The sequence below is a fragment of the Salinispora pacifica CNR114 genome (genome assembly GCF_000514775.1).
Lineage (GTDB): Bacteria > Actinomycetota > Actinomycetes > Mycobacteriales > Micromonosporaceae > Micromonospora > Micromonospora pacifica.
Genome location: NZ_AZWO01000042.1, coordinates 1 through 17,842 on the forward strand (window position 1 = coordinate 1; position 17,842 = coordinate 17,842).

At 67.2% G+C, this 17,842-nt stretch carries 14 protein-coding genes; 10 read left to right on the plus strand and 4 right to left on the minus strand.

Going from position 1 to position 17,842, the window contains the following annotated elements; all coding sequences use genetic code 11:
* The coding region (locus B118_RS0121190) for a hypothetical protein (protein ID WP_028193380.1) at positions 1 to 255 on the plus strand (255 nt) is incomplete at its 5' end.
* 39 nt (positions 256 to 294) lie between these two features.
* On the opposite strand, the gene B118_RS33725 is transcribed toward B118_RS0121190, so the two are convergent.
* Complete coding sequence (locus B118_RS33725) at positions 295 to 498, minus strand: hypothetical protein (protein WP_028193381.1); 204 nt, start codon at positions 496 to 498, stop codon at positions 295 to 297.
* A 783-nt stretch (positions 499 to 1,281) separates the two neighbouring features.
* Here B118_RS33725 and B118_RS28805 point away from each other — a divergent pair.
* The 7 genes from B118_RS28805 to B118_RS0121230 all read left to right on the plus strand — a co-directional run bounded on the left by B118_RS28805 (position 1,282) and on the right by B118_RS0121230 (position 12,097).
* Positions 1,282 to 2,784, plus strand: a complete 1,503-nt coding sequence (locus B118_RS28805; RefSeq protein ID WP_238324070.1) for a TIGR02677 family protein — start codon at positions 1,282 to 1,284, stop codon at positions 2,782 to 2,784.
* Positions 2,762 to 4,120: a DUF2398 family protein gene (locus B118_RS0121205; RefSeq protein ID WP_028193382.1), complete on the plus strand. Its 1,359-nt coding sequence runs from the start codon at positions 2,762 to 2,764 to the stop codon at positions 4,118 to 4,120. The genes B118_RS28805 and B118_RS0121205 overlap by 23 nt, the downstream gene beginning before the upstream one ends.
* Before the next feature lie 74 nt (positions 4,121 to 4,194).
* Entirely contained in the window at positions 4,195 to 8,550 is a 4,356-nt protein-coding gene (locus tag B118_RS0121210) for a TIGR02680 family protein (RefSeq protein ID WP_028193383.1), read from the plus strand.
* Positions 8,547 to 9,821, plus strand: coding sequence for a TIGR02679 family protein (locus B118_RS0121215; RefSeq protein WP_028189006.1), 1,275 nt, complete (start codon positions 8,547 to 8,549; stop codon positions 9,819 to 9,821). The genes B118_RS0121210 and B118_RS0121215 overlap by 4 nt, the downstream gene beginning before the upstream one ends.
* Positions 9,822 to 9,910: 89 nt before the next feature.
* A complete protein-coding gene (locus tag B118_RS0121220; protein WP_028189005.1) occupies positions 9,911 to 10,408 on the plus strand; it encodes a hypothetical protein in 498 nt (165 codons plus the stop codon).
* 194 nt (positions 10,409 to 10,602) lie between these two features.
* Positions 10,603 to 11,445, plus strand: a complete 843-nt coding sequence (locus B118_RS0121225) for a hypothetical protein (RefSeq protein WP_028189004.1) — start codon at positions 10,603 to 10,605, stop codon at positions 11,443 to 11,445.
* Positions 11,446 to 11,593: 148 nt separating this feature from the next.
* On the plus strand, positions 11,594 to 12,097 hold the full coding sequence (locus B118_RS0121230) for a hypothetical protein (RefSeq protein WP_028189003.1): 504 nt from the start codon (positions 11,594 to 11,596) through the stop codon (positions 12,095 to 12,097).
* A gap of 193 nt (positions 12,098 to 12,290) precedes the next feature.
* On the opposite strand, the gene B118_RS29620 is transcribed toward B118_RS0121230, so the two are convergent.
* Together B118_RS29620 and B118_RS0121240 are read right to left on the minus strand one after the other, a co-directional pair.
* The gene (locus tag B118_RS29620) at positions 12,291 to 12,857 is read right to left on the minus strand and encodes a hypothetical protein (protein ID WP_050592283.1); all 567 of its coding nucleotides are present in this window, start codon (positions 12,855 to 12,857) and stop codon (positions 12,291 to 12,293) included.
* A 115-nt stretch (positions 12,858 to 12,972) separates the two neighbouring features.
* Positions 12,973 to 13,542, minus strand: coding sequence for a hypothetical protein (locus B118_RS0121240; RefSeq protein ID WP_028189002.1), 570 nt, complete (start codon positions 13,540 to 13,542; stop codon positions 12,973 to 12,975).
* A gap of 325 nt (positions 13,543 to 13,867) precedes the next feature.
* Here B118_RS0121240 and fxlM point away from each other — a divergent pair, with 325 nt between their 5' ends.
* Positions 13,868 to 15,118, plus strand: coding sequence for a methyltransferase, FxLD system (fxlM, locus tag B118_RS28815; RefSeq protein ID WP_043541735.1), 1,251 nt, complete (start codon positions 13,868 to 13,870; stop codon positions 15,116 to 15,118).
* A gap of 36 nt (positions 15,119 to 15,154) precedes the next feature.
* On the opposite strand, the gene B118_RS0121250 is transcribed toward fxlM, so the two are convergent.
* Positions 15,155 to 16,165: an ATP-dependent DNA ligase gene (locus B118_RS0121250; protein ID WP_238324071.1), complete on the minus strand. Its 1,011-nt coding sequence runs from the start codon at positions 16,163 to 16,165 to the stop codon at positions 15,155 to 15,157.
* Positions 16,166 to 16,685: 520 nt separating this feature from the next.
* Here B118_RS0121250 and B118_RS0121255 point away from each other — a divergent pair.
* Positions 16,686 to 17,696, plus strand: a complete 1,011-nt coding sequence (locus B118_RS0121255; RefSeq protein WP_028193385.1) for a glycoside hydrolase family protein — start codon at positions 16,686 to 16,688, stop codon at positions 17,694 to 17,696.
* Positions 17,697 to 17,842 lie beyond the last annotated feature (146 nt).

The window sequence follows — 17,842 nt, forward strand, 5'->3', positions numbered from 1 at the left end:
AACAGGACAGGCGTGCGATGGAAACTGCATCGCGGACCCACCCGCGACAAGTCAGCGGCCTGGATCGTCTGCACCACCACAGACCGCGAGGCCCAGCTGACCGTCTGGACCAGCGGCGAAGCCGAGCTTGACCTCGCCCAGATCTCCACAGGCACCGTCATCAGTATCCANTACGAAATGTCCACCGCCGCCGATCTCACCGCCTGCCTCAACGACCTCACCCACCGGTTAACCTCAGCCCCTTCCGAGGCTTGACCAAACCCATAGGGACACCCCCCAGGCGCACTCAACCGGCTACCCGGGTACGACCTCGTGACGATATGCCTGTATCCGTACGCCATCGGCCAGCACGACCTCGACCCGACCGCCGTCGTCGGCTTTCTTACCCACCGCTCGGACGAGCTTGCCGGCGTGCTCATCAACCGGGTCTCGACCACTATCACCGCAGTCGGGCCGGTAGATCCATCCAAGATTCACAGGCTGGCTGGACACAAGCACCCTTCGCAAGTTGGCACAAATGTTCGAGCCGCGAGTCTAACCAGATCCAGGCACCGGCGATCGCGACACGTACGGTTCTGGGTCCGACAGCATCAGCAACCATGCGAGCTGGACCGGCCGCGTGGCAAAGCTCTGTTCCCTCACGTTCGCCCAGGACGCCTCGGTCAACCGGTGTTGGGCTCGACGCCCGCGGCGGCGTCAACTGGCGTGTGACGACTGCAGGGCGAGTGTGGGTTGAGCGCAGGCTTGTCGTCGCGCCCGGTCGGATAGCGTGCCGCGCCGCCGACGTCCAAAGCCGTGTACCCGTGGAGCTTCGGGCGACATTTGTCCCTGTCCGCCGCACGCACGACTTCGCTGCCCTTTTTATCCGTTGCGTATTTTGGGCTGGAAACGCTCTCCCTGGGCCTTTGACGGCTCGTCTGTCTACCCCTATATCGGACGTGCCGACGAAGTGCGAGCATCAGCACGAGCCGGGTGTTGATCACCACAGCCTGATCCAAGAGGGCCTCAAAGTGTCATTCAGGCTGCCTACCATCTGCGCTCATGCTGACCTGTGAAAATCCACCCGGCCGACCATCGATCGGCACCATATTGAAGGCGTCATCGCCGGAGTGGCAGTCTCAACAGGGCCGCAGCGCCTGCATCCGGGCCGCTGTATCCGAGGCTCTGGTTTCCCCAAGTTGCCCTCATCCCGGGTGAGGTGCCGTGTCTCTGGGCGCAGCCGATAGGGCGGCGGGTGGCAGCTTGGCGCTCGATGCCTTCGCGCTTGCCGATCGTCTCAAATTGTTCAACTTCACTCGCCGGGACGAGGGATACCTGTGGGTGTTACGTGCGGTGGAACTGCGTCGGGCATCTCATCGTCCTCGCCTGCACGTTGACGATGTCGCGGATGCCCTTGCGGAACTCGCGGCGACCCATCGAGAGATGCCGGGCAATCTCAATTTGCGGTACATGCTCGACGAATTGGTGGACGATCACGTTCTGGCGCCGAGCGACGATGCATCGCGTGCCGGAAGCCTCGCGCTCTACCGACGGCGGCATACGACCTATCAGTTCACCGAGTTGGGATACCGCGCGTACACGGCCGTAGAGGACGTGTTATCTACCCGGCTGGACGAGGTCAGCCTGTCTCGGTTGGTGTTCGCTGATGTCCTTGCCGATTTCCGCGCTCTTATTGAGGCGAACCTCGCCGGGGACGGGGAAGAGGTGTACCGCAAGCTGTCACGGCTTGACTCCGTCGTGGCGGATATGACCCGGCGAGCCGCCAGGTTCTACCTGATGCTTGATGACCTCGCCCGCGGCACCGACTCATCTCCGGAGACGTTTCTCCGGTACAAGGACGCGCTGCTGGCTCATATGGCTGATTTCGCCTCCGACCTGGCGCGGTACGCGCCGAGGCTGGCTGAGACGGTCCACCGGGTGGAGGAGAGCGGCGTAGAGGTGATGCTCGCGCGGGCGGCCGAGGCGGACGAGCGGGTCCTGGCATCACCGCAGGCTCGCCACGACGACTGGCGGCGGCGATGGCAGGGCCTGCGTGACTGGTTCCGCGCCAGCCCTGTCCAACCGAGCGATGCCGATCAGCTTCAAGCCGCCACCGTGTCCGCGATTGGCGGCGTCGTGGGGCTACTGCGACAGGTTCTGGAGGGACGCCGTGGCGGGGTGAGCCGGCAGGCACAGCTGCGCCACCTTGCCCGATGGGTCATGGCGGCGCCGGATGACGGTGCTGCCCACGCCATCGTCGCCGCCGGGTTCAACTGGCGGTCGGTGCGCCACCTCGGCGGCCGTCACGACGACCCAGAGCTGATATCGACCAGGTTGCCCTGGTGGGAGGCGCCGGGCGTGCCGGTGAACGTGAGCATGCTGGAGCACGGGCGCCGTCCCAGCCCCGGCCGCCCGGCACCCCTACGGCGAGGCGAGGGCGCCAAGGCGATGCTGCACAGGCGGCAGGCTGCGGCGCGGGCACGTGCCGCGGCGGCGGAGGCCGCTCTTGCCGATAGCGGTGCCACCGGCCGAGTACTTGGCCAGGATGAGGTGGCCGTCCTTCTTCGTCTCCTGACCCTGGCGTTGGAGACCCGCACGGTCGTGTCGGGGCGGCTGCTCGTGGCGCACGCCGGGACGGCCTCGTTGCGAATCACGCTGACGCCAAGCGCCGAAGGCTGCGTAGTCCGTACCGAGTACGGCCGTCTGCATCTGCCCGGGGTCGCCGTCGCCGTTGAAGCCGTAGTGCCGGCGGATCGTCGTGATCGGCTTGAGGGGAGTGTCGGTGAAGTCTCATCACGTCGCTGAAGGGGTATCCCCCACAGATCTGCCCGCCTATCAACGAGCCGCACGGCTCGTCTTGCGGTTTCCGCTCGTCACCGACATCTACCCGACGACCGGGGCACTGGAGTTGATTCACCGCTGGGAGGATCCCCTGGCGCGTGATCTCCGATACCTGTTCGACTACCGGCTGGACGTCAGGACGTCCCACGCCCGACTGATTCGCCAGTTCGACCGGCTCGACGCAGTCGCCCAGTTCCGCCACAATAACCGGCCCTTCGATCGCCGGCGCTACGCCTACCTCTGCCTCGTCTTGGCGGGTCTCCGTCGCTCCTACACCGAGGTTTCACTCAGCGTCATCGCCCGGCTCCTCGTACCGCAAGCCAACGCCATCGACGGACTCGGCTTCGAGCCGACCATCACCCCGCACAAGAACGCCCTCGCGGACGTACTCATGTTCCTGGAACGGCTCGGCGCCCTGCGCTGCTCCGACGGCTCAGCGAGCGCGTGGCTGCGTGACCATGACAACGGCGACGCGCTCTACGACGTGGACCACGACATCTGCGCCGCCGTGTTTCGCCCGTCGCGTTCCCTGCAAGAGCTGCCTACCGCCGCCGCGCTGCTGGCCTCTGACGTCAAGGGGGAACGCGATGCCTCACGCCTCGCCGGTCAGCGAGCCCGACGACACGTCATCGAATACCCCGTCACCTACTTCGACCAGGTCGACGAACACACGGGTGCCGCGCTGCGTCATCCGCAGCTCGCTGAGGAGCTCGGACGACTCACGGGAGGGCTCGTCGAACGCCGCGCCGAGGGCATTGCCCTGATCGACAGCACAGGCGGCTTCAGTGACGAGACCTTTCCGAGGTCGAACGCGGTCGCACGCGCCGCCGCCCTGCTGCTGGGAACAATCGCGGACGCCCTCAGCGATCCCGAGGCCCCTATCTCACGGTGGGCCCTCGCCGCGGACGCCGAGGAGCAGCTCGGGCTGCTGACACGCCTCGACGTCGCTATGCCCACAACAGACCACACCAGCACGGCTGTCGTCGATGCGACCGAGGTCTCCGGCACAACCGCGGCCAGGGCGCAGGGTGAATGGCCTTTCATCAGCGACGCCCGCCTCACCGACATGATGCACGGCCTATACGCCCGGTTTCCGATGAAATCCTTCACCGACACCTGGGCCGCCGACCCCAACGGCCTACTCCGGAACGCGATCCGATTCCTGATCGAGATGAACCTCCTCGCGCCGGCCACCAACGGCGTCTTGGTACTCCCGGCAGCCGGCCGCTACCGCACCATCATTCCGGTGGTCGCGCCAGCCAATGACCAACTGCAGCTTCACATCGCGACGCAGACGTAGCCAGCAAAAGGCCAGCGGCTTCATACCTGTCGGCGACACCCCGGCGAATACTTCAGTACAGCGAAAGGACAAACATGACCAGCGGTGACCCTGTCGCCCCTCCAACGCACGCCCGCAGCGACCGATTCCGTCCTACCCGAGCAGGAATCATCAACCTCTGGGACTACGTCGACGAGGAGTTCGTCTTCGCCGACGGCCGACTCGTGCTGCGCGGAGCGAACGGCTCCGGCAAGACGAAAGCCTTGGAAGTGCTCTTCCCGTTCGTCCTCGACGGCTCCATCGACGCCCGCCGCCTCGACCCGTTCTCCGGCGAGGAGCGCACCATGAAGTCCAACCTGCTCTACCGTGGGCAGGACGCCAGCTACGGCTACGTCTGGATCGAATTCACGCGCACAGACGAAGACGGCAATGTCCTGGAAGCGGTCACCGTCGGTGTCGGCATGCTGGCACGCAAGCATGAGACCGACGTGACACGGTGGTACTTCGTCACGGACGGGCGTGTCGGCGTTGACTTCGGCCTCCTCACCCGCAACGACGAGCCAGTGAGCAAGAAGCAGCTCACTGCCATGCTCGGCGAGGAAGCAGTCATCAAGGGAGCCAAACGCTATCGGTCCGCCGTCGACACCCGGCTGTTCGGGCTCGGTCTCGAACGCTACACCCAGATGGTGGACCTACTACTCCAGCTGCGACGGCCGTTGCTCGCCAAAGACCTCGACCCCGCAAAGGTTTCCGACACACTCTCCGCAGGGCTACGGCCACTCGACGAGAATCTGATCAAACAGGCGGCCCAGTCCTTCGACGACCTCGAGGGCGTACAGCGCGAGCTGGACACCCTCGCCGCCGTCGACCTCGCCGTACAAGGCTTCCTCACCGATTACCGCACCTACCTGCAGGCGCACACTCGGGCACGGCTACACGCCATCAGTCAACGCGCCGATACCGTCGCCGGCACTGCCCGTGAACTCGCCCGGGACGCCCGGACCGTTCACGACCTCGACCGGCGAATTTCGCAGGCCGAGCAACAGATCACCAAGGCCGGACTGGAATGTAGCCGCCTAACAGGCCACCTCACCGGCCTGAAGAACCTCGACGCCTACCATCAGCACGGTGGCCTGCTCCACCTGCGTGAACGGGTAAGTGATACGACCCGCCACGTCGGCCGCGCCCGCGAAGCCCTGCACCGCCATGACCAGCAGACCACACAGATCAACAGCGAACTCACGGAGTCCCTGAACCGGCTGGACAGGCATTCGCAGGAGGCGGGAGCCGTCGCGCGTCAGCTTCTCGACGCGGTGCAACGCGCCGGCATCGTCTGGGACGGAGACCCACTCACCCTCGACGGCGACATCGTCACTCTCACCAAGTCCCGTGCCGCTACCCGTGCCGCTGACATCCGCGCCGTTCGCGCCGAACTACTCAAGGTGGCCGAGGCGAAGCAAGCCCGAAATCACGCCAGCGAGAGCCTCTCCGCCGCCGAGGCCCAGCAGCAGATCGCGGAGTCAGAACTCGCGTCCGCCCAGGACAGCCTCTCCCGCCTCCGGGCGGAAGCCCACCAGGCGCTCGCTGACTGGGCCCGACACTGGGCATCCCCCTCAGACACCGGCCCGACCGTTGTTGACGACGACCATCAAAGCCTCGCGCAGGCGATCGACCGCATCGGTGAACCGGGAGCGGCCGATCTACCCGCCACCTTCGACACCATCACCCGTGACCGCCGTGACGACCTGGGGCTACGAGCACATCAACTCGACGAGGAGTCCCAGGCCACCCGCAAGGAACTGCTCGACGAGCAGGCCCGTCGGGACAACATCGCCGCCGAACGCGACGAGGCTCCCCTTGACAACGGGCTACGGCAAGCGTCCCGAGCCGACCGTCCCGGCGGCCCCTTGTGGCGACTGGTGCGCTTCCAAGACCACGTCGACGACACCACCGCCGCCGGTATCGAAGCGGCCCTGCACAGCGCGGGACTGCTCACCGCGTGGATCCATCCCGACACGGCCACCCCCGCCGCCGATCTCGTCGCCCAGCGACACGACAACTACCTCCTGCCCCTTCCGCCCGAAGACCGCCCCACCGGCCGCACCTTGGCCGATATGTTGTCCGCAGAAGACGACATCGACGTCGACGCCAGTACCATCGAGGCGATTCTCGCCTCGATCGCGGTCGCCGAGCACCCCGACTCCGCGCTCGCGACCGCACCCGCCCCGGCGGTCACACCACACGGCGTCTACGTCCAAGGAGTCCAAGCGGGCGCACTCACCAAGCCCACCCCCGAGTACATCGGTCCCACCGCGCGCGCCGCCCGCCGCGCCGCTCGACTCGCCGAATGCGACGCCACCATCGCCCGGATAAGCGATCGGCTCCAGACGTTGGCAAACGAGCACCGTGCGGTGAACGACGCCCTGAAGAGCCTCGTCGCCGCGCGCCAAGCCCTACCGCCAACCCGTCCACTCGCGCAAGCCGCCCGCACCGTCGACACCGCCTCGGGCAAGATCGCAGGTACTCGTCAGGCCGTCGCCGGAGCCCGCGCCATTCTCGACAAAAGAACCGCGCTGGTATCCGCTGCGGATCGACGCCTCCGCCAGGTTGCCGACGAACACGCCATGCCGACCGACCCCCAACTCATCGCGACCGTCGAGCAAGGGTTGGACGACTTCCTGACCGCCGGACCCGCCCTACACAACGCGCGGCGACGGGCCGCGGACACCACCCGCGACGTGGCGGGCCGGCGTGAGGTTCTCGCGAGACACGAAGGCCAGCGAGAAGCCCTCAACCTGTCGCTGCAGCAAGAGGAAGCGACACTCACCAAGATCACCGCCGAACTCGACGCCGCCGAAGCCGCGCACGGTCCCGAAGCCGCTGCCGTCGCCGCCCAGGTCAGCCAGACAGAGAAGGACCTGCGACTGGCGGAACAAGAACACGAGAAGGCCAAGACCGAACACACCAGGCATCGATTGGAACGAGCGGCTGCCTCCCAGGCCCTTCTCGGGCAAGAAAAAACGCTGACCAGTGCCGTCGAAGAAACCTGCCGTGAACTTCTCACCCTCGGCCCGTACACGCTGGCGGAGTTCCGTCCCCTGCTCGACGTCGCCAGCACACAGACCTGGCCCGTGCAAGACGAGTGGCCCGACCCGGCGCTCATCGCGGCGCAGGTACGCGAGCGTATCGAAGAACTCGTCTCCCGTAGCCCCGGCAGTGACACCGCCGACAGCGACGCACCCACCGTCGACATCAACAGCTATCTCCCAGACCCCGCGCGCAGCCTGCTTGCCACCTACGACACCACGCTGACCGACCGGATTCCCTCACCAACCTTCCTGCAGCAGAGCGCGTCGCGCCTCTCCACGGCCCTTCACGATCTCTCCGACCACCTCACCGCGTGCGAACAGGACTATCGACTCGAATGGGATCAGATCGAGGGCCTCATCACGGTGCGCGTGGCCGACACGGACGGCCTCGCCCCCATCGCGGTGTTCGCCGGACGCCTCGCCACTCGCCTCGCCGAGCAGGAAATCCTCCTCAACGAACGTGAACGGGCAGTACTCGAAGACGGCATCCTGACGGGTATCGCCGCCCAGATCCACTCCCGTACCGTCGCCGCTCGCGACCTCGTTCAGAGGATGGACGCCGCCACCACCAGCCGTCGTATGTCCTCCGGCGCCACCGTGGGCATCAGTTGGGTACTCGCCAACAACCTCAGCGACGCCCAACGTGCCGTGGCCACGATCCTCAAGAAGGACGCCGCTCACCTCGGCCCAGAGGATCTCGCCGCGTTGCGTGGCCACTTCCGCACCGAGATTCACGCCGCGCGAGCTCGCGACCGGGCCCAGCGGGACCGACGCAAGAGCTACCAGCAGCTACTCACCGAAGTTCTCGACTACCGCGCATGGCGAACCTTCCGACTCAAGCTCATCAGGCCCGGCGGAGCCGAGGAGGAACTCACAAAGAGTCGGCACAGTGTCCTGTCCGGTGGTGAAAAGTCGGCCTCCATCCACCTACCGCTGTTCGCTGCTGCAAACGCCCAGTACGCGTCAGCCCTGCCGACCTGCCCACGACTCATCGCCCTCGACGAGGCGTTCGCCGGGATCGACGACAAGTACAAACCCGACCTGATGGGACTCACCGTCGCGTTCGACCTGGACGTCATCGCCACCGGACACGATCTGTGGCTGACCTATCCCACCGTGCCGGCGGTCGCACACTACGACCTCCATCACGACGAGATCGCGCACGCGGTGTCCTGCATGCTCCTGCTGTGGGACGGCGGCACGCTGCACGCCGACGACGGCCACGCCAGCAGCACCGAGCTGGCCACCACCGTGCTGGGAATGCCCCCTACCCGCCATGTTCCCGCCCCGACCCTGTCCGCCCACCCACTCGGCCTCGATGACGAGGACGACTTCGACGACCCGGATGAGGCAACTTCGTGACCGGAACGGCGACAGCACGGGACCCGCTTGATCCCTATCGCGGCAGTGCCTACCAACGACTCCTCACCGCCGCTCGACGAGCCCTTGAACGAAACGGCGGCGACCTCAACACCTCGATCAGCGTCTCCTCTCCACGGGAGGACGAACGCAAAGCCATCATCGGCATCACCGGCCAGTACCGCGACGCCACCGTCAAACGTCTCACGGTCTCCCTCACCGCAGTAGACGCCGCGATGCGTCACGGGTGCGGACTCGGGCTCACCACTGTCCTCGAACGCATCCACGCACGTTCCCTCGACAACAGGCCAGCCGGACGAGCCACCGAAGCCGCCGCCCGCCAAGAGGCGCTCGACACCGCGCGCGCCAGCTTCACCGCTGACCAGCCGTGGTTCGAACAATGGCTCGACGGCATCGCCGGCGACGGCACACTCACCAAGCTCATCAGGGCCAACGAGATACACATCCTGCATCAGGCCGTACAGGTACTCGACACCCTGACCCGACGAGCCTCCGACGCGCCACCCATCCCCATCCCGTCGCTCGCCAACGACACCACCGGCTATCCCAAAACCCTCAACCAGGGCACCCTGCCCACCCTCGTGCTCCGCGCCCTCGCGCTACGCCACGACGTCCCTCGCCCACGAACCGCAGAAGAACGACGCGCCCTATGGGACCTGGCAGACGTCGTCGTTGACGACCTCGCCAGCCACGTCCTCGTCCTCAACCTACCCTGCGAAGGCAACGGCCTCGGCCAATGGCTAACCGACGCCGCCCACCACGGCATGCCGTTCCGGATAATGCTCTACCAACTGATCACCATGCCCATCACCCCCGTCGTCACCGGCCCGGTGTACATATGCGAAAACCCCGCTGTCCTTCGACGCGCGGCAGCCGAACTAGGCCGAAACGCAGCCCCGCTAATCTGCACCGAAGGCCGACCCGCCACCGCATTCCACCGCCTAGCCAACCGCGTCACCGCCGCAGGAGCAGCCCTCCGCTACCACGGCGACTTCGACCACGCCGGCATCGCGATGACCATTGCCGCAGCCGACCGCCACACCGCCACACCATGGCGCATGACGCACCAGGACTACCTGAACGGCATCACGCGCGCCGAAGACGCCAGCCCGCTCACCAAAATTCCGACCATCACCCCATGGGACCCGAACCTCGCCCGGGCCATGGCCAAATACCGCGTCGCCGTCTACGAAGAGGCGGTCGCCGACGAACTCCTCGCCGACCTCACAGCCCCCACTGCTACCAAACCCTGACCTCGCACGCCCTCGTCCGCACCAGTGACTGCACCACCAGCCGAGCAAACGCACAACCAACGACGAACCTCGGAATACGGAGGCTCCCGGTGAGCAGCGAAGCCGCCCTTTTCCCACTCGACAACCCCAGCCAGCCGCACACACCGACCTGCCGATACCCAGGATGCGATAGCAGTCCCGAACCAGCCACCGGCCCCGGTCGCCCACCCGCATACTGCGCCCGCCCAGACCACAACAGCCAAACAGCCTCCCGAGCGCGACGAGACCTCGGCCCCACCCTGTACGCCGCACCCCGAACCCTCGCCACCAGGCCAGACAATGACAGCACCGTCAACGAAGCGCTCAAGAACGCCCAGACGATCCACCAGGCGTTACTGACCGCCGCAGACGCCGCCGCCCGACTCACGGAGTACCTACAGGCCGGCGACCCTACCGTCCTGAAAGCCCAACTAAACGCCGTCACCAGGGAACTCGTCGACATCACCAGCGAGCGAGACAAGCTACGGCTGCAACTCCAAGCGCAGGACGAGGCACCGGACCAGCAGGGCGATGAGCAGGCGCCGACCGGCGAAGCCGAGCGGGACTGATCTCACTGGGGTCGTTCCGAGCCACATCAACAACGCAACCGTCCTGCCTATGCCAGGCGAAGATTTTTGATCAACAATCGCTCCGGAGATGGACGGTCGCGACCGTGCCCCCCGCGCCGGAGCTCCATATCGGTGAGAAGTAGGTGGCGTGTCGAACCACCGCCAACAGCCCTCCTGCTTCTTACGCTGCTCGCATGACCAGTCTCACCAAGCTCGCGGCCACCGCCACTGAATACGCCAAGAAGAACCAGATGACACTCGTGCCCGCCGCACCACAGCGCGACTTCGGCCCTGAAGTGTGCATCGATCCCGACCGACTGGATCTTCCCTCGTTCCTTGACCTGGCAGCCAAGATCGGGGGCGGTGTGCTGTATCTGGACGCTAACCCATTCAATCCTGAAGTCGAATCAGATCTTGGCGAGCTACCCGAGGATCTGGCCAGACGTAAAGGAGAAATTGGGCTCGTCCGACTCGCGTTCGCAGTAAACGGCATCGTTCACTTCTGGGAGCGCAGCACTCCATGGCACGAGGAGGCGGAAGAACTCAAGAACGCGGCCTCGGCGCGCCTGCCCCGTCAAGACCTCTACGCCCATGACACCGACGGCGATCAAGACGAGCGGCTCGACGAAGAGACACAGAAGCGTCTCGCCAGTGAGCTGGCGGAGAAACTCCTAGCCAACCCAGAGTTTCGGGCGGCCAAGATCGGCCATCGGCAGCGGATCGGGCAGATGGCCATCCCCGAGGGCACCCACCGCCACGTCGGCTGGGAAGCGCTACGAGTGGCCAGCGAACAAGCTGAAGACATGGCCAGGTCGCGATACGCCGAACTCGTCACCCGTCTGGACGAGCTGACCCCGCAGTTGCTCACCGACGCCACCTACCAGCAAGCCAGCTCGCCCGGCGCCCGCAAGCAGGCCGCCGAACAGTTCCTCATCCCCCACGGCGACGGCTTCCCCCCGCCAGCCTACGTACGCGACGAGCTGTACGCACGAGCCCAGAAGCTACTCAAAACCAAGGGCGCCACCAACCTGTTCTAGCCTCTGGCAGGCCCAGAGTTTGAACACGGGTTACATCGCGACCCGGATAAGGCAGGGCACGGGACCTGGCACGCCGGGTTCCCGGGGCGCCGCAACCCTCTGCATCTCCAAAACCCAGGTCGAACAGATGTTCGAGTAGAGTGTTGACGTGGATGAGCTACCGGACGACTTCCTGCCACGCGTAGAGCAGTTGCGCGACCCAACCGCGTTCGTCGATCTCATGCAGCGGCTCCTCGCCCGCCAGATGGAGATGGATCTGTGGGACGCAGCCGAACTCGACCAATCGACGCTGGCCGACGACACCCCACCCGTCGACAGTGCCCAAGCTGCGGCCTGGGCCGCCCTCGACGAGGAGACCCAGGCCCGGCTGCGCGCCTTCGTGTTCGGGCCGCCCACGGTGCCCGCGGTGGTGGCCCACCGGCACCACCTACGACTCCAGGCGCGGCAGACGCTTGTGAACGACCCGGAGTCCGCCCGGCAAGCCGCCCTGCGAGAGTACGAACGCGACGTCAACGAACTCGCAACCGAGTTGGCCGAGGCGGGGCTTCCGTTCGTCGAGGACCTGGTGCCGTTCCTGCTGCGTGGCCTCATCCGCACCCGCCGCGCCCGCGCCGATCGCCGTTGGAAGCCGCCCGCACCGCTGTACCCGTAGCCAGATTCAATCGCTACCTCCCAGCCGGACCACCGGTTCCCCGTGGGAGTACGGCCGACCCGTAGCGCGTACGGAATCAGCAACCGATGCACCCCGGGTCAGCCGACCGGTACGGGCCTCGCTCCAAACCGCCCAGACGATGCGGCCCGCCCTACCTGGACTGGAGCGGCTCAGCGCCGGAGCCCGCAGTAGCTCAGCCGACCGGGACCAACGGGATGACCCGCCAGCGTGCCCAGTCGCGCCGAGGATGCGCGTCGATGACCGTCGTCAACGACGTGGTCATGATCTCCCGCATGCGATCAGAGTTCATCTGCCCGGGAGCGCAGTCGGCGAGTTGGCGGAGCAGCGCGACGAATAGCGGTTCGGCGTGTTCGAACCTGGCGATCCCGGCGCAGCCGAGGAGCGTCGTCGGAGCGTCCAGACAGCCAGTCAGGGCGTCCACGAATGGCTGTGCGGCACCCCAGCAACAGCCGAGCACGAAGCCCGGTGCGGTCACACCCTCGCCCGCAACACGCAAGGCCGTCACCGAGAGCCGACCGACCCGCACCTCGTCGAGGTAACCATGCCCATCCAGGATGACGAGGTCGACGTCGGCTTGCGCAGCAGCGATCTGCTCGTCCTCGTCCCCGATGACGAGGTCGGCGTCCAGCCGCCCCGGTATGGCTGTCGCCTCGTGGACGGCGCGCAGGTGGCGGCCGACACGGCGTACGGAACGGGAGGCAGTGAGGCGGACCGTACGGGCGGGTGGTTGGGCCTGCATGGCAAGTGTCTTCCTGAATCGAAGTCGGGTTGGGGTTGCCGACGTGGCCCATCGGGCGCTCGGAGCACTCGCCGACGTGGAGCGCGGTGGCTACGTCCTAACGGCGTACCCGGGTTCAGTCGTCCGACCATCTGCTGCGGAACCATAGCCAGTCCGGCATGCCGACCGGCTCAAGGCCGAGCGTGGTCAGCGTGTCGACGAGGACCCGGTCCCAGTCGAGACCTGGGTCGCCGGCAATGCCGACCGCAGGGTCAAGGCCGTAGTCGTCGCCCTGGTGGTGGGCAAGGTGTTCCGCGTCGCGGTCGAACAGCGAGTCGGCGATAACGAGGACGAACTGAGCGATCGCGACCCGGTCCAGCGACCGCAGGTCCGACGTGGCCGGCAGGTTGTAGCTGGGTGTGGGCGGGGCGCTGGCCTCCCGAGTCCAGCCCGGCGGGGACACATCGAGCGTCTCCACGAACACCACCGGCAGATCCAAGCCGGCTTGGCCGTTCGAGGGCAGCCCAAGGCGGTCATGGGCGACCTCCTTGGCGCGCGCCACGAAGTCGTGCGTTGGGTCGGCCTCGTCGTACCAGGCAGTCCGCAGTTCGTCACCGGCGCCGAACCGATACAGGTTCCAGGCGCGGGGACCGCCGAGGTTGTACCCGTAGGCGCTCAACGTGCGAATCGACTGCCCCAGCGACATACCGTCACCATATCGCCACGATTGCTCGCCGCCGATGACCCGCTCACGGCCGGTACCGGGCGACTCACTCCGTCGAAACCGGCAGACCTAGAACGACCAGTGCGGCGGCCTCGAAGGCGTCAGGCGACGCCGCTCATCGCGACGGAACGAGCGGCTGCCGCAGGTCGGGCGGCATGAGCCGTTGACATCCCATCGCGCCGTCTGCGCTAAGTGGGCAGGCCAACAGCACACTGAGGCGAGTCGCTGCGTCGCCCCTCACCCCGACTTGCGGGACGGCGCGTGTCGGCCCCGCACCGAGGCAACCCCGAGCACTAGCCTCGGCCGAGTGACCGTGACTGAGGACAACGACGCCGTTACTGTCCAGCGCCTCCTGGACGGCCTGGTTGATCACCTCCTGACGGAACACGCGCTCCGGCCGGGGCGAATCGAGGCGGCAATGCGCTCGGTACCCCGGCACACCTTCGTCCCCGGTGTACCGCTGTCCGATGCCTACGCAGACGACACCGTTCGAACCAAGCATGACGACACGGGAGTCGCGATCAGCGCGGCATCGCAGCCCCGGATCGTCGCAATGATGCTCGACATGCTCGGCGTCGAGCCCGGCCACCGAGTCCTGGAAGCCGGCGCCGGCACCGGGTACAACGCCGGGCTGATGGGCTGGCTCGCCGGCGAGCACGGCCTGGTCGTCTCGATCGACGTGGACGACGACCTCGTGACCGAGGCCCGGGCGGGCCTGGCGGCGGCGGGGATCCGGAACGTGCAGGTCGTGCTCGGCGACGGAGCGGACGGCTACCCCGCCGAAGCGCCCTACGATCGGGTAATCGCCACCGTTGGTGTCTGGGATATGCCGCCGGCCTGGCTGGCGCAGCTCGCCTCGCACGGGCGGCTGGTCGCGCCGCTCCGGATCCGCGGCAGTGCGGCCCGGGCAATTGCCTTCGAACATGACGGGCAGCGCTGGCGCAGCACACGCAGCGAGCTGTGCGGGTTCATGCCCCTGCGCGGGGCGATGGCGGACCCGCGCAGGATGATCGATCTGGCCCCAGGCGGGTCGGTCCGCTTGGAGATCCACCGGGACCAGACCATCGACCCCGCCGCGCTCACCGGCGTATTGGGCCAGCCCGCCGTCAAGGTGTGGACAGGCGTACGGCTCGGCGGCATGGAGTCGATCGAGATGTTGTGGCTGTGGCTGGCCTGCACCCAGCCGAACGCGATCAGCGCCATGCCGATACAGGCCGAGGCGCTCGACAGCGGCCTCGTACAGCTCCCCTCGCGGACCTGGCGCTCGATGGCGACCACCGACAAGGGCAGCCTGGCCTACCTCACCCTCCGCCCCATCGAGTCTGAACCAGCCGAAAGCGGCGGCACCGGACGTCCCCATGAGATCGGGGTCATCGGCCACGGCCCCGCCGGTGACGAGCTGGCCCACCGCGTCGCGGGCGAGATCGCAGCATGGGATCGCGGCCCCCGGGGCCGCGCTGTCGAGTTCGTGCTCCAACCCGCCGGCACCGAGCCGCGCCTCGATGGCCAGTTCCTGATCACTACTCCCCACAACCAGCTGGCTGTCTCGTGGCTGTAGAGCCCCGGTGACTGCGCGCTGCTCTCGGCCGAGAATCTAGGTGAAGGGGGCCGGCGAAAGGTCGACGTCTTTGGGTTCGAGGTCCAGGCGTATACGGAGCAGGCGCAGGGGATGCCGCCATCGGCCGTGTTCCCAGGCGACGTCCGCGCTCACCTTAACAACGATCACCGGCTCGACCGGGATGTAGTCGAGGGGTTGTGGGCGGTGGTACTGCCCGATCCACGCGGCCGGTAATGGCTGCGGCCACGGATGCCGCTGGTCTGGCCCGCGCCAGGCGGGGATGGGGAGCAGGGTGCCGAGTTCACGGCGCTGCGCCAAGGTCAGCGGGATGGTGCGACCGACGTAGCGCAGCCGCCCGCTACTCGGGTCGAACCTGCCGAGCAAAAGCGCGATCGGGTCGGTCAGGCGACCGACGACACCCCCGGCCACCGCCTCGGCACTGACCTGCTTCTTGATCTTGATCCAATCAGCTCGCCCCAGCCGATAGGTTCCCGCCAGGACCTTGACCACCACCCCCTCGATGCCGACATCCCCGCCGTGCTCGTACCAGGTGAACGCCAGGTCTCGGTCGGTGGTCTGCGGGCATAGCGGCAGCTCCGGCGGGCCGTCGGCGAGCAGACGCGCCAGACGCGCCCGCCGGGCCGACAGCGGCGAACGAACCACCTCGATCCCTGCCTCCTGCAGGAAGTCGAAGATCACCAGGTACGCGGGATGCCGGCGAATCTCCTCGACGAGACGGCGCCCGGCGGTGATACGCCGTTGCAGCAGCGCGAATGAGGTCCGCTGCCGGCCGGTCTCCCAGGCAACCAGCTCACCGTCGACGACGGTCCCGGGCGGCAGGGTCGAGGCGAGGTGCTGGGACACGTCTGGGAAGTAGGGGTGGAGCGGGCGTCCCGCGCGGGACTGTAGGAAGACGTCCTCTGCCTCGATGAACGCCACCGCCCGCCACCCGTCCCACTTCGGCTCGACAATGACGTCTGGCCGGTTCAGGTCCGGCAGGTGGGTTATCGGCCGAGCGCGCATCGGCTCGATCGGCGGACGCAGCATGATCCCCCAACGGCGTCGTTGCGGCCGGGGGTCGCTCTCACCTTACGCAGCTCTGCCAGGCCGCAGGGCGGGTTTACGGCGATCGGGCTCGACCCGTTCAGGCCCGTCGGACCTGAAGATCCCGTCGAGATCGACATCCCCGATGTCGAGATCCGTTGTCGGACCTATCCGACAGCGGGCCCAGCGACTGCACTGGAGAGGGGCTCGGCCGAACCCGGGGGGGAAGGTGTCTGGGATGGTTGTCGAACCGCTCGGCGTTCGACGTTGGGCGCAGTCGCTGCTGGGGACGGCAGGCGGGTTAGCTGACCGGCAGGTGTCGGCCCAGGGAACCGTAGGGCCGCACCTGGACATCGTGGGGCGCCGGGGGCGAGCAGTTGCCGTCGGGGGTTGGAGCCCGGTCGCGGCGGGCGCGGCTCGCCATCGTGGTCGCATCCTGCTGGTGGTCACCCGGGCCGCCGTTGACGCGCCTAACGGAGGTAGTTGTCCCGGTCGCGGGGACGGCCGACCCGGCCTATGGATCATGACCTTGACGACCTTCACGGCCAGCGCCGTCGACAGCGGTGTGCGGGTACCGGCGCCGCCGGGTGTGGATGAGGTGCTCGGCGCGAGTCTCGCCAGCGAGGGCGAGCACCTGCACCTGTGGTTCAGCGCGGGCACCGCTGACGGGCGCTGGGGGATCTATCACACGGTCAGTGCCGACGGTGCCGCGTGGTCCCCGCCCGCAGTGGTCGCCGGTCTGACCGCGGCAGGCGGGAACGACCGGGTGCTCTTGGCATCGGTGCTGCGGCGGGGCAACGAGTGGTGGATGTGGTACGCCGGCCACGACAGGCGAGGGCGGGGTCTGCACGTCGCCCGCTCCGTTGACGGGCGGGCGTGGCAGCACGGCGGGATGGCCGTGGATCGCGGAGAACCGGGCAGCGCGGACGCCGACGGCGTCGACTGCCCAGCCGTTGTCGAGGCCGCCGACGGGACCCTGGTCATGGCCTACGGCGCCGCCGACTCGCGCAGCATCGCGGCGGCGGTCTCCCGCGACGGCATCGTCTGGCGAAAGCTCGGTCCGATCCTGCACCGCAGGCTCGACGGTCCGGACTCCCGCCGTGTCTGGTACCCGGTGTGGCTGTCCACCGGGCCGGGCATCGCTGACCTGTTCTACGCCGGGCAGGACGATCACAGCCGCTGGAGCATCCTCACCGCCGGCCGGGTCGACCTGACACTGCTGGCCGCACTGCCCACTCCGCTGCCGATGACCAGCGCCGTTGACGCCGCGCTCACCCACATCCGTACCGCCGTCCCCGCCGATTACCTGGTCGAGCCGGACTATCACCGGCCCGCGCCGGTCTACCGCTCGCCGGACGGCCGGGTCGAGCAGCTCCGCCCCAGCACCAGCCCGGTGTTCGCCGTCCGGGACGGGCACGGCCGGCCGGCGGGCGTGCTGAAGCTCGGCCGGAACCGAGCGAGCGTCGAGCGACTCGGTCGACACCCATGGATGTCACGTCGAGTGAGGTTCGAGGGTGCCCGTGACCCGGGTTGACTGTCCGGAGTAGACGCAGCGGCTGGGATCTGATAGATCAGCTTTGTGTGGAAGTTGATCGAGGGTCAGCCGCTGCGCTGTGAAAGTATGACAGGACTCCCGACCGACCGGCTCGCTGACCTGATTGGCCGGGTTCGCGAGATCGT

Bases quoted from the DNA above. Each gene is read 5' to 3' on its own strand.
- B118_RS0121210 (WP_028193383.1), top strand. From the start codon at position 4,195: ATGACCAGCGGTGACCCTGTCGCCCCTCCAACGCACGCCCGCAGCGAC.
- B118_RS0121240 (WP_028189002.1), bottom strand. From the start codon at position 13,542: ATGTCGCTGGGGCAGTCGATTCGCACGTTGAGCGCCTACGGGTACAAC.
- B118_RS0121250 (WP_238324071.1), bottom strand. From the start codon at position 16,165: ATGCTGCGTCCGCCGATCGAGCCGATGCGCGCTCGGCCGATAACCCAC.
- B118_RS29620 (WP_050592283.1), bottom strand. From the start codon at position 12,857: ATGCAGGCCCAACCACCCGCCCGTACGGTCCGCCTCACTGCCTCCCGT.
- B118_RS0121225 (WP_028189004.1), top strand. From the start codon at position 10,603: ATGACCAGTCTCACCAAGCTCGCGGCCACCGCCACTGAATACGCCAAG.
- B118_RS0121255 (WP_028193385.1), top strand. From the start codon at position 16,686: ATGACCTTGACGACCTTCACGGCCAGCGCCGTCGACAGCGGTGTGCGG.